Source organism: Prevotella sp. Sow4_E9_plate, from assembly GCF_052116205.1.
Classification (GTDB): domain Bacteria; phylum Bacteroidota; class Bacteroidia; order Bacteroidales; family Bacteroidaceae; genus Prevotella.
On record NZ_JBQKLN010000004.1, the window covers coordinates 31,571 to 44,019 of the forward strand.

11 protein-coding genes are annotated in these 12,449 nt (G+C 50.3%); 6 read left to right on the top strand and 5 right to left on the bottom strand.

Translation table 11 applies throughout. The annotated features are described in order from the left end of the window. Nucleotides 1–73 precede the first annotated feature (73 nt). Complete coding sequence (locus ACTQ53_RS02565; protein ID WP_294970603.1) at nucleotides 74–1,657, top strand: S41 family peptidase; 1,584 nt, start codon at nucleotides 74–76, stop codon at nucleotides 1,655–1,657. Between the two features lie 220 nt (nucleotides 1,658–1,877). Here the strand turns inward: ACTQ53_RS02565 and ACTQ53_RS02570 are convergent, their stop codons facing one another. Beyond that, nucleotides 1,878–2,849, bottom strand: coding sequence for a bile acid:sodium symporter family protein (locus tag ACTQ53_RS02570; protein WP_153122198.1), 972 nt, complete (start codon nucleotides 2,847–2,849; stop codon nucleotides 1,878–1,880). Between the two features lie 294 nt (nucleotides 2,850–3,143). On the opposite strand from ACTQ53_RS02570, the gene ruvB reads away from it, so the two are divergent. The 3 genes from ruvB (at nucleotide 3,144) to ybeY (ending at nucleotide 5,241) form a co-directional block, all read left to right on the top strand. After that, entirely contained in the window at nucleotides 3,144–4,178 is a 1,035-nt protein-coding gene (gene ruvB / locus ACTQ53_RS02575; RefSeq protein WP_441931905.1) for a Holliday junction branch migration DNA helicase RuvB, read from the top strand. Between the two features lie 48 nt (nucleotides 4,179–4,226). Beyond that, nucleotides 4,227–4,712 (top strand): pantetheine-phosphate adenylyltransferase, encoded by a 486-nt coding sequence (gene coaD / locus ACTQ53_RS02580; protein WP_441931906.1) that lies wholly within the window; start codon nucleotides 4,227–4,229, stop codon nucleotides 4,710–4,712. 94 nt (nucleotides 4,713–4,806) lie between these two features. After that, complete coding sequence (gene ybeY / locus ACTQ53_RS02585) at nucleotides 4,807–5,241, top strand: rRNA maturation RNase YbeY (RefSeq protein ID WP_441931907.1); 435 nt, start codon at nucleotides 4,807–4,809, stop codon at nucleotides 5,239–5,241. Between the two features lie 247 nt (nucleotides 5,242–5,488). Here ybeY and dusB read toward each other — a convergent pair whose 3' ends face one another. The 4 genes from dusB to ACTQ53_RS02605 all read right to left on the bottom strand — a co-directional run bounded on the left by dusB (nucleotide 5,489) and on the right by ACTQ53_RS02605 (nucleotide 9,967). Beyond that, the gene (dusB, locus tag ACTQ53_RS02590) at nucleotides 5,489–6,475 is read right to left on the bottom strand and encodes a tRNA dihydrouridine synthase DusB (protein WP_441931909.1); all 987 of its coding nucleotides are present in this window, start codon (nucleotides 6,473–6,475) and stop codon (nucleotides 5,489–5,491) included. Between the two features lie 213 nt (nucleotides 6,476–6,688). Next, complete coding sequence (gene dprA, locus ACTQ53_RS02595) at nucleotides 6,689–7,819, bottom strand: DNA-processing protein DprA (RefSeq protein ID WP_294972405.1); 1,131 nt, start codon at nucleotides 7,817–7,819, stop codon at nucleotides 6,689–6,691. Between the two features lie 305 nt (nucleotides 7,820–8,124). Then, nucleotides 8,125–9,417 (bottom strand): DUF2851 family protein, encoded by a 1,293-nt coding sequence (locus tag ACTQ53_RS02600; RefSeq protein WP_441931910.1) that lies wholly within the window; start codon nucleotides 9,415–9,417, stop codon nucleotides 8,125–8,127. A gap of 136 nt (nucleotides 9,418–9,553) precedes the next feature. Then, complete coding sequence (locus ACTQ53_RS02605; protein WP_294972226.1) at nucleotides 9,554–9,967, bottom strand: acyl-CoA thioesterase; 414 nt, start codon at nucleotides 9,965–9,967, stop codon at nucleotides 9,554–9,556. Nucleotides 9,968–10,219: 252 nt separating this feature from the next. On the opposite strand from ACTQ53_RS02605, the gene dapB reads away from it, so the two are divergent. Next, a complete protein-coding gene (gene dapB, locus ACTQ53_RS02610; protein ID WP_119248609.1) occupies nucleotides 10,220–10,981 on the top strand; it encodes a 4-hydroxy-tetrahydrodipicolinate reductase in 762 nt (253 codons plus the stop codon). A gap of 14 nt (nucleotides 10,982–10,995) precedes the next feature. Beyond that, nucleotides 10,996–12,444: a S26 family signal peptidase gene (locus ACTQ53_RS02615; RefSeq protein WP_441931911.1), complete on the top strand. Its 1,449-nt coding sequence runs from the start codon at nucleotides 10,996–10,998 to the stop codon at nucleotides 12,442–12,444. Nucleotides 12,445–12,449 lie beyond the last annotated feature (5 nt).

Here is a 12,449-nt window from a genome sequence, read left to right on the forward strand (position 1 = left end):
AAAGCGCTGTTAACTGTTAACCTGTTAACTCTTGAAGGATTTCTCTCTTTCATAAGCTTTAAGTTTTTAGGAAATGAAGAAGATAATTTTATTTGCGCTCCTGGCGTTCCTGGCTGTAACTTCTGCCAGTGCCCAGCTGCGCATCAAGATGGGCAAGAACAGCCCGATAGAGAAGTTGGGTAGGGCGGAAATCGCCATTACCAACCTCTATGTGGATAGTGTGGATGAGAACAAGCTCGTAGAGGACGCCATCCGAGGTATGCTCGAGAAGCTGGACCCTCATTCTTCTTACGCCACGGCCAAGGAAACCAAGGCAATGAACGAGCCGTTGAATGGAAGCTTTGATGGCATTGGCGTGCAGTTTAACATGGTAGACGATACTTTGCTCGTCATCCAGCCCGTAGTGAATGGGCCTTCCGAGAAGGTTGGAATCATTGCTGGCGACCGTATCGTGGCGGTAAATGATACAGCCATTTCGGGCGTCAAGATGAGCAAGGAGGAAATCATGAAACGCCTTCGCGGTCCTAAGGGAACAACGGTGAATCTTACTATCGTGCGCCGGGGCATCAAGGATAAGCTCACCTTCAAGGTGAAACGTGACAAGATTCCTGTAACCACGATGGATGCGGCTTATATGATTCGCCCGGGCATCGGATACATCCGTCTGGGAAGCTTCGGCCTTACCAGTCATAAGGAAGTGACGATAGCGATGGATTCGCTGAAAAAGAAGGGAATGAAAGACCTTATCTTCGACCTCGAGGATAATGGTGGCGGTTACTTGCAGGCTGCGGCTCAGATAGCCAATGAATTCCTTCAGAAGGGCGATCTCATCGTTTATACCAGCGGTCGTGCAGCTCCCCGTCAGGAGTATAAGGCGCAGGCTAACGGCAGATGGCGCAAGGGCAAGGTGGTAGTGCTTACCAACGAGTTTACCGCTTCTGCCGCAGAGATTGTTTCCGGAGCCATCCAGGATCAGGACCGTGGCGTGGTGGTAGGTCGCAGAACCTTCGGCAAGGGATTGGTGCAGCGCCCGCTTACCTTCGATGATGGCAGCGAGATTCGTCTCACCATCGCCCATTATTATACGCCTAGCGGCAGATGCATCCAGAAGCCTTATAAGAAGGGAGACAGACTGGATTATGCGATGGATCTCGACAACCGTTACAAGCATGGCGAGTTTACCAATCAGGACAGCATCCATCTTTCAGATAGCTTGAAGTATTATACTTTACGCAAGCATCGTGTGGTTTATGGTGGCGGCGGAATCATGCCTGATTATTTCGTTCCGCTGGATACTACCAAGTACACCAAGATGCACCGTCAGCTGGCAGCCAAGAGCATTGTCATCAACCACAGTCTGAAGTTTATCGATGCTCACCGCAAGGAGCTGAAGAGCCAGTATAAGGACTTCAACAAGTTCCTGGCAACTTACGAGGTTCCTTCTTCGCTCATTGAAGGCATTATTGCAGAGGGCAAGAAGGAGAAGATAGAGCCTAAGGATGAGGCTGAATTGGCTCAGACGAAGAAATACCTGGCTGTGCAGCTGAAAGCCCTTGTAGCGCGAGATATCTGGGATATGAGCCAATACTTCCAGGTTTGGAACGAGACCAATGAGATAGTTCAGCGAGCCGTGCAGCTGCTGACTACGGGGAAGTAGATTAAGTGAAGAGTGAAGAACGAAGAGTGAAGAAACAACGTTCGGCGTCCGAAGGGAAAGCCAATTCAGGTGCTTTGCTCATGTAACTATAGAAAAAACGGCTGTTAACTGTTAACCAGTTAACCCGTAACCCGTGAGGTAATGATATAATAAAAGGTCGTGAGGTTTCTGATAGAACTTCACGACCTTTTATTGTGCATTTATCTTTTTCCGAATTCATTTACTTCTTCTCATGCATGCGATCCCATTTCAGATAGATTCCGGCAAGGATGGTGCCCGAAATACTGTGCCAGGCACAGCTGATGGCGCAAGGTAATACGGCAAGAGGCTGGGCAGCGAAGAAATTGCCCGCAAGTACCGTAGCAAGACCGGCATTCTGCATTCCCACCTCAATACTGATGGTACGCTTCTTGGCGGTATTGAATCCGGCAAGTTTTCCGGCGAGCCAACCGAGACAGTAACCCAGCGTGTTGTGGCAGAAAACCACTGCAAAAGTCCAGAGGAAAAGTGATAAGCCACGAGCCACCAAGTCATCGTGAACCGTAGAAATCACACCTCCTACGATGATTGCCAGACACGTAACGCTGATGCCCGGCATCAGACTCTGAATGGTAGGGAAGCAATCCTTCTTGCCATAGATATAATTCAAAGCGCAGCCGATGGCCACAGGGATAATCGTAACTATCAGAATGTTGATGAACATTCCCACAGCATCTACATGGATAATCTCGCCTGCCGTAATCTTCATCAGCAGCGGAGTCATCACTGGTGCAAGAATGGTAGAGGCGCAGGTCATTCCAACGGAGAAAGCCACATCGCCATGGCAGAGATAACTCATGATGTTGCTCGAAACGCCGCCCGGACAGCAACCTACCAGCAGGATTCCGAGTGCCAGGGCTGGGTCAAGATGCCACACATGAACCAGGGTGTAAGCCACACCCGGCATGATGATAAACTGGGCACAGGCTCCGATGAAGACATCCAGCGGGCGCTGAGCCAGAATCTTGAAGTCGTTGGTGGTCAAGGTCAGACCCATAGTGAGCATGATGATGCCGAGAATGACGGTTTGAGTAGTTCCGCGCACCCAGTCGAAGGTATGTGGGAAGAAGAATGTGAATACTGCAACGCCTATCACGAAGATAGATGTGTAATTGGCCAGCAGCTTGCTGAGCCCTTGAAATAACTTAAGCATAATTCTATTTCTTTTAAAATCCTGATATTTCTCTCTTATTATATAATCTCTCTTACTATCCTCCTTCTTTCCTCTCTTTCAATATTGGGTGCAAAAGTACGTCTTTTCTACTGAATAAACAAATTATTTAATAATTAAATATCAAATTATAACATTTTTCTTGGTTTGAGCTTACAAATCTGCACGAATCATCTTGGATTGTGCAATATCTGAGACAAAATAATTCGGCTTTTCTTCTTTAATTCCGCAACAAATGTGTAACTTTGCACCCATATTATCGATAATAGTCATAGAATGAACGAAGATTTTGATATAAGACAAGAGACGGTTTCTCCTGCCGAAAAGGAATTCGAGAAGGCGCTGCGCCCACTGAAGTTCTCCGACTTCAGCGGACAGAATGGCGTGGTGGATAATCTCGAAGTCTTTGTTGAGGCAGCCAAGTATCGTGGCGAACCGCTCGACCATACCCTCTTGCACGGTCCTCCCGGATTGGGTAAGACTACGCTGAGCAACATCATCGCCAACGAACTGGGCGTAGGATTCAAGATTACATCAGGCCCTGTGCTCGATAAGCCGGGCGACCTGGCAGGTATCCTCACCTCGCTGGAGCCTAACGATGTGCTCTTCATAGATGAAATCCACCGCCTTTCGCCAGTGGTAGAGGAGTATCTCTATTCGGCGATGGAGGATTACCGCATCGACATCATGATAGACAAAGGGCCTTCGGCACGCAGCATCCAGATAGATTTGAATCCGTTTACCCTCGTGGGAGCCACCACCCGCAGCGGACTTCTCACGGCTCCGCTCCGTGCCCGTTTCGGAATCAATCTGCATCTGGAATACTACGACCCTGAGACGCTTCAGAAGATTATCAAGCGAAGTGCCATGCTCCTGCAGGTGCCGATAGAAGATGAGGCGGCAGTGGAAATCTCCCGCCGCTCGCGTGGAACCCCTCGTATCGCCAACTCATTATTGCGAAGAGTACGTGATTTCGCCCAGGTGAAGGGCAACGGAACCATTACCTACGAGATTGCCCAGATGGCGCTCAAGGCGCTCAACATCGACCAGTATGGCTTGGATGAGATTGATAATAAGATTCTCACCACCATTATCGACAAGTTCCGTGGAGGTCCGGTGGGCGTAAGCACCATCGCCACGGCAATAGGCGAGGATGGCGGCACCGTAGAGGAGGTTTACGAGCCGTTCCTCATCATGGAAGGTTTCATCAAGCGCACGCCACGAGGCAGAATGGCCACCAAGCTTGCCTATGAGCATCTGGGCAGGAATCCGTATGGAAGCAACATCATGCAGGGTGACCTGTTTGAATAATGAGTAGTTATTAGTGATTAGTTATTAGTGATTAATGATTAGAGATTGATGAGAATAGGGATATTTACGGGTACATTCGACCCATTTACGATAGGACATCAGAACATCGCCGAGCGTGCCTTGCCTATGTTCGACAAGCTCGTGATTGCAGTGGCGATGAGCAAATTGAAGCACGCCAGCGAGGAAATCTCGAAGCGTGTAGAAGATATCAGAAAGGTTTTCCCGAAGGAATGTGCGGAATTGGTGGATGCGAAAGATGCATCCAAGGGCCACCGCCTTGAGGTGGTTGCCTACGATGACCTCACCATCGACCTGGCGCATCGCCTGGGAGCCAGGTTCCTGGTTCGCGGTGTCCGTTCTGCCAAGGATTTCGAGTACGAGCGAGAGCAGGCTGACATCAACAGGCAGTTGGGCGGCGTAGAAACCATCCTGCTGTTTTCCGACCCAAGATACAGCAGCATCAGCTCAACGCTGGTTAGGGAATTGAGATTCTTCGGAAGAGAAGTAGATGAATTCCTGCCGAAGGCGAAATAATGAATAATGTAGAATTAATAATGAATAATTAATAAGGGGCTCTTGGCGAGCCTGATTATTAATTGTAAATTATAAATTTTAAATTGAATTGCGTATGATAACATACAATGTAGATGGCGTGAAAATGCCAAAGATCAAGAAGCGTGACACCAGTGCCTGGATTCGCAAGGTGGCTGCCTCTCATGGCCGCAAGGTGGGAGAGATAGGCTATATGTTTGTAGATGACGAGAAGATTCTCGAAGTGAACAACGAGTATCTGGGTCATGATTACTATACCGATGTCATCACCTTCGATTATGATGAGGATGATGTGATTAACGGCGACATCATGATTTCGCTCGATACCGTCCGCACCAATGCCGAGCAGTTTGGCAAGACCTACGATGATGAACTTCATCGCGTCATCATCCATGGCATCCTGCACCTCTGCGGAATCAATGACAAAGGCCCGGGAGAGCGCGAAATCATGGAGGAGAACGAGAACAAGGCGCTCGCCCTGCTCGAAGGTGCTTCGATATTGAAGAAGTAAAGCTTCCGCAGAAAATGAGGAGTCATCCCCCTCATCCTCGGGGAAGTATAGAAAAACAGCTGTTAACTGTTAACCTGTTAACTTCTGAATGTGGCTAATGGAGTAAGCTGTTTGCCTGGGCGATGTTTCTCGTCCGATTTTTAGGCACGGATTACACGGATTACGCGGATATTTCTAAAAAAACACATGGCGCAAGCCTCCGCGTAATCCGTGTAATCCGTGCCTAAAAATAATCGTGCCTAAAAATTTATTCTATCGCCTTGATTCTTTCCCGGCATTCTTTCAATATTTCTTTCAATTCCTCCACGGTCGTGGCTCTCAGCATGGCGATTCTCGTCTGACGGAAATCGGGAATGCCCTTGAAGATAGGGGAGGCGGCAAGGTGGCGACGGGTGTGGAGAATGCCTCTGTACTCGTCGATGCGCTCCACGTTGATGCGAAGCTGCTCCTCCAGGAGGTCAATCTTCTCATCTACGGTTAATGGAGTTGCGCCTGTATTATCCAGATAATCACGGATTTCCTTGAAAATCCATGGCCTTCCGAAGGTGGCGCGGCCAATCATCACCGCATCTACGCCGTAGCGATCAAAGGCAAGTTTGGCTTCCTCCGGGGTGGTAATATCGCCGTTGCCGATGATAGGAATATGGATGCGGGGATTGTTCTTCACCTCTCCTATGAGGCTCCAGTCAGCTTCGCCCGTATACATCTGGCTTCGGGTTCTGCCGTGGATGGTGAGCGCCTGGATTCCGCAATCCTGTAGCTGCTCGGCAAGGTCGGTGATGATGAGGTTTTCGCAATCCCAACCCAGTCGGGTCTTCACGGTTACGGGCACGTTTACCGCCTTCACCACTTCTCTTGTAATATCCAGCATCAGCGGGATATTTCGGAGCATTCCGGCTCCCGCACCCTTTCCGGCAACCTTCTTCACCGGGCAGCCGAAGTTAATGTCAATCACATCCGGCTTCGCCTGTTCTACGATTTTTGCAGCTTCCACCATATCCTCGGTGGTTCTGCCGTAAATCTGAATGCCTACAGGGCGCTCCTCATCGCTTATCGTAAGCTTGCTGACAGTACTCTTGATGCTTCTCACCAAGGCTTCTGCCGATACGAACTCTGTATAAACCATGGCTGCTCCAAATCGCTTGCAGAGCATGCGAAAGCCAATATCCGTTACGTCTTCCATCGGAGCGAGGAAGAGGGGCTGAGGCCCAAATTCTATATTACCTATTTTCATCGTTTTATGAGGAGTTAAAGGAGTTAAGGAGTTAAAGGAGTTAAGACAAATGCTTCGAAAATGATAATCCTTGATATTCCTTCTCCAAAATTTCGGCTGCAAAGTTACACTTTTTTTATGAGAAATTGCCATGATATACAAAAAAACATGAGTATCTCATAACTGTTGTCTTAACTCCTTAACTCCCTTTAACTCCTTAACTCCTCCTTTGATTCACTTTAAAAGATGATACATTCCTCCTGCCAGGGTGCGGATGATTCCCTTCATTTCCATCTGGAAGAGGAGGGAGGTGAGGCGGGAGATGTCGATATTCGACTTCACGCTGATGATGTTGATCTGCAGGTCGTTGGTCCTGGAGAGGATTTGGACGATGAGCTCCTCCTCGGGCGATAGTTCCGGGAAGAGGCAGCGCTCGATGCCCTGCTGCTTGGCTCTCATCAGGGTTGCGTCATCTTGCCAGCGCATGTCCTTCACAAAGTCCTCGGCGCTGGTGATGAGGGTGGCGCCGTTGTCCCTTATCAGGTTGTTGCAGCCTTCGCTGTAGTGGTCGCCTATTCTGCCTGGGAAGGCGAAGACGTCACGGCCGTAGGATTGCGAAATGCCGCAGGTGATGAGACCGCCGCCATGAGAAGCGCTCTCTATCAGGATGCAGGCATCCGACATTCCCGCCACGATGCGGTTGCGGCGCACGAAGTTAATCTTATCGGCGTTTGTCTGGGTAAGGAATTCGGTGAGCAATCCGCCTTGCTCTATCATTCTCACTGCCGTATCCCTGTGTTGGCGGGGATAGAGGTCATCGAGGCCATGAGCCAGTACGCCCACGGTTTCGTAGCCGCAGGCGAGCGCCTGTCGGTGTGCCATGATGTCTACGCCATAGGCCAGGCCGCTCACGATGAGCACACGAGGGGAGAGCTGCTTCAGGTCGGAGATGAAGCGGCGGATGAGGTCTTCGCCGTATGGGGTGCAGTGGCGAGTCCCGATGATGTTGATGACCCGCTGCTGATTGAGGTTGGCGTTGCCTTTATAGAAGAGCATCAGAGGGGCGTCGTCACAATCCTTGAGTCGCTGGGGATAGCGGTCGTCGTTCATCGTTATCGGTTCTATGCCGTATCGGATGTCGTATTCCAGTTCTACTTCTGCGCGTTTGCGCGCCTCGTCGCAGTTCTTGAGGGCATTCACGAGCTTATCCGAGGCATCTGGGAGAAGGCTTCGGATGTCGTTTCTATGCTCCATGATGAGCGTGGCGGAGCCTGTTCTTCTGTATAGCTCCAGCATCCCTGCAAGGCTGAAGTAGTTGAGCCTTGTCAGGAGGATGGTGTTTAATATTTCCTGTTGGTCAGCCATAAGCTTTATCTTTTTATGGGGTTATAGATGGGAGGAAGGATGGAGAAGCAGGAGGGAGCACGGGGGACCGAGCGATGGAATCGCTCGGAACGGGAGCGCGAGGGGGCTACGCTGCTCCTTTATTTCTGCACCACAGTTCCGAGCGATTTCATCGCTCGGTCCTTCCCTGGTCTTTCCTCGGTCCTTCCCTGGTCTTTCCTCGGTCCTTCCCTGGTCTTTCCTCGGTCCTTCCCTGGTCTTTCCTCGGTCCTTCCCTGGTCTTTCCTCGGTCCTTCCTTTTCTTTTCTTTTCTTTTTCTTTCCCCTTTACCTCTTCAGGTATTCGTAACCGATGCGGCAGCGGAGGCATTCCTTCTTGTCGCAGTATTCCTTCTTCAGCTGGATGAGGGCCTGGCTGTCGCCGGCGTTTTCCACCACCAGGCCGCATTGCTGCCACATCCTTACTATGTGGTTGTTCTCGGCCTTCAGCTCCTCCAGGAAGTCGAAGGCGCGGTCGCAGTATTTCTCTTCTCCGCGGTGCCTGCCGTAGGCGAAGAGGATGGGGACTACCGTGTTGATGATGAGCAGATTGAGCGAGAAAGGGGAGATGTGTTTCTCGTTCTTTACGCTCGTGCTGCCAAAGGTATAATGGGTTGCCCAATACTCCGTGACGCTGGTAGAAAGCACCTTCTTCGCCTCTTTCACCGTGGTGGCCTCCAGCAGCTGGCTGAGGCTGGCACGGCGGTTGTAATAAAGATTGGCAAGCTGCGAGATGCGGATATGAGGGAAGTTCTGAGGGCGAAGTCTCAGGAATCGCCACAGCTTGTAATCCATCGGCTGCATCGAGAACTTATGCGAGAGATAGAGATATTCATTCCTCAATCTTGCGAAATAGCCGTCGTTCAGGGCGTCTTTCTGATAGTGTTCGGGGATGGTGTTGAGCTCCAGCAGTCCCGCCAGCCCCATGAAGATGGCTTCTATCTGGAAGAGGTCGTCCCGGTGATGGTCCACGGCTCTGAGCGGCAGGTTCAGCGCCCACTGCTCGAAGGCTTCGCCATTGATTCCGAAGCCGAAATTGCGCGCCAGGGTCACGAAATAGGCGTTCTCCCAATCACCGTTGCATTGTCGGACGCGCTCTTCTATCGCCTCTGTTTTCTGCGAGAGCCGTTCGGTTTGCAGGGCGCTCATCCACGAGTGGATGGTGAGCCTGGTGAGCGATGGAATGATTTGATAGCAAGGAGGATATTGGTCGATGGTTAAGAGTTCCTGATAGTGTTTCAGTACGTGTTCGGGGATGTTGAGCTGCATCTGCACAAGGGGTTCGCCCTTCGAGTTTTTGGCGTCGAGGTCGATGATGCCGCAGACGTGCAGTATCACATTGTCGTATCTTTCGTCCTTGTCGTGAGCATGAAGATACCAGTCGCTCGCCTTGTCGTGAATCTCCACGTTGCCCACCCATAGGGTTCCGTTGATTTTCAGCTTGGCGTTGAAGAAGTCGGGCCCTGCATTGCGGTTGTGGAGTCCGGGGTCGATAACTTCCACCTGCCGCTGGTCGGTGGTGGTAAGAGGGGAGAGTGGGAAGAGTTTGTGCTTCCACACGTAGTGAAGTAGTTGCTCCATATTGTTTCGGCTTTTATGGTTTATAGGATTGCCTCTTTCGGAACGCAAGTTCTTTTGCTTGACCTTGATGGATGCAAGTTCTTCGCTCGTGTGCGGAAGGGGAGTATTGAAAAATCAGCTGTTAACTGTTAACCTGTTAACCCTGAGGAGAGAGGTATTTCTCGAATGCCTTGTCGTAGTCCTCGCTGTTGCCCAGTTTGCCGTTGATGAGGCAGACGAGTTCTACGGTTGCCTTGAGGCAGAGCTTCTCGTCGCTGGCACGGAAGATGTCCTGATGGAAGACATATCTCACGCCCTGCTTCTCCAGCCACAGACGCGAGAGGAATTCATCATCGCATTGCAGCGGAATCTTGTACTGCAGGTTCATTCTCGCCACCACAGCATCCACGCCCTTGTTGTGCATTTCGGCAAAGCTGAGGCCGCATTCCTTCAGGAAGAGATGGCGGGTATGCTCCATGTAGTGCAGATAGTTGGCGTTGTTCACAATGCCCTCAATATCGCACTCGTAATCCCTCACTTCCATCTTTGTCTCGAATATGTATTTGCTCATCATTTTCTCTTTTTTAGTTACTAAATGAGGCTAAAAGCCTTAAATCACTGCAAAAATAACCAAAATTTTCTATTTATTATTATAATAACAAGGATTTTTCAAGGTTTTTCAAAGAAAAAATTGTATTTTTGCCGAAACGTTTGGTTTGAGGAGGCGAAGAATGACGATGCAAAAACGCAATGGCAAGCTTTCTCCTTCTCCCTGCCATACGGAAATATCGGTTAGAGTAAAACAAATAAAATTTAGATAAAGATGAAAATTGCTTTGATCGGCTACGGAAAGATGGGACACATGATCGAGGAGATCGCCCTGCAGCGTGGCCACGAAATCGTATGTAAGATTGACGTGAATAACCCTGAGGATATCGACAGTCCGGAGTTCTGCTCTGCCGATGTTGCCATCGAGTTTACCAACCCTACTGCCGCTTACGGCAACTATCTGAAGGCTTTCTCCCACAACGTGAAGGTGGTTTCTGGTTCTACAGGTTGGATGAAAGACCATAAGGAAGACGTGGAGAAACTCTGCGCCGACGGTAAGCAGACCCTTTTCTGGGCGTCTAACTTCAGCATCGGAGTAGCCATCTTCTCTGCCGTAAACCGCTATCTGGCTAAGATCATGAACGGTTTCCCACAGTACTCTGTCTGCATGCAGGAAACCCACCACGTGCACAAGCTCGATGCGCCATCAGGCACAGCCATCACGCTTGCCGAGGAAATCATCGACAACATCGACAGAAAGAAAGATTGGAAGCGTGGCGTTACTTATTGGACAGAGGATGGTCATCACGATGAGGGCGATGCAAACATCACCGATGAGGATTTGGTCATCAACTGCGTACGCGATGGCGAGGTTCCTGGAATCCACGCCGTGATGTATGATTCAGATGCTGATATGATTACCATCGAGCACAGTGCCCACTCACGCAAGGGATTTGCTCTCGGAGCTGTTCTCGCTGCTGAGTTCACAGCCAACCATTCCGGTTTGCTCACAACCTCAGATTTGTTTAAGTTCTAATAAATCTAATAAATATGATTGACAAGCAGAAACAAAAACTCAATATGAAGGTGCAGTGGGCGAAGTTCGTAGTAGTTCTCGCCCTCTATCTTCTCTTTCTGGTTTGGGTAGAGAGCTGGCTGGGACTCATCGTGGTTCCGTTCATCTTCGACGTTTACATCACCAAGAAGATTCACTGGCAGTGGTGGAAGGATGAAGAAGGCCCTGTGCGCTTCATCATGAGCTGGGTTGATGCGCTCGTGTTCGCGCTCGTAGCGGTTTATTTCATCAACCTCTTCTTCTTCCAGAACTACGTTATTCCGTCCTCCTCTCTCGAAAAGAGTCTCCTCACGGGCGATTATCTCTTCGTGAGCAAGGTAAGCTACGGACCTCGCATCCCTCAGACTCCGCTCACCATGCCTTTAACCCAGCACACTATGCCGCTGGTCAACGTGAAGAGCTACATTGAGTGGCCTCACTGGGATTATCGCCGCGTGAAGGGATTGGGCAACGTGAAGCTCAACGACATCGTAGTGTTCAACTATCCTGCCGGCGACACCCTCTGCAACGAGGAGCGCTATCAGGCGAACGATTACTATCAGATGGTTTACTCCATTGGCGACCAGATACTGGAGCAGAACGGCCAGCAGCAGGATGTCCGCGTGCTGAACCCATTGCAGCAGCGCCACTACTTCGAGAAAGTGTATGCTGCCGGTAGAAACTACATCCTGAACATGCCGGGCGAATATGGCGACATCATCAGCCGTCCTACCGACCGCCGCGAGAACTACGTGAAGCGCTGCGTTGGTTTGCCGGGACAGACCCTGCAGATCAAGAACCGCATCGTTTATCTTGACGGCAAGGCAAACAAGGAGCCTGATAATGTGCAATATACCTACAAGATGAAACTCAAGGGCGAGTTCCCTATCGACCTTGCCGATGAGCTGGGAATCACCAACGAAGACCTCCTGATGTATAATCAGAGCGGCGTGATTCCACTCACCAAGAAGGCTTATCTCGCCCTGAAGGCGGACAAGAACCTCGTGGAGAGCATCTCCATCAACACCGATGCAAGATACGGCGACCTGTATCCGCTCAACGCCTACACCGGCTGGACATGCGATAATTACGGTCCTGTATGGATTCCGAAGAAGGGCAAGAGCATCGCTCTGACGCTGAAGAACCTGCCTGTTTACGAGCGTTGCATCAAGGTTTACGAGGGCAACGACCTGAAGGTAGACAATGCTGGCCGCATCTTCATCAACGGCAAGCTGGCGAAGAGCTACACCTTCAAGCTCGACTACTACTGGATGATGGGCGATAACCGCCACAACTCAGCCGACAGCCGCTACTGGGGCTTCGTTCCTGAGGACCACATCGTGGGCAAGCCTATCTTCATCTGGTGGAGCCACAGTCCTGATCATCCAGGCTTCTCAGGCATCCGCTGGAACCGCCTGTTCAACTTCGTAGATAACATCAAGTAAGCAAA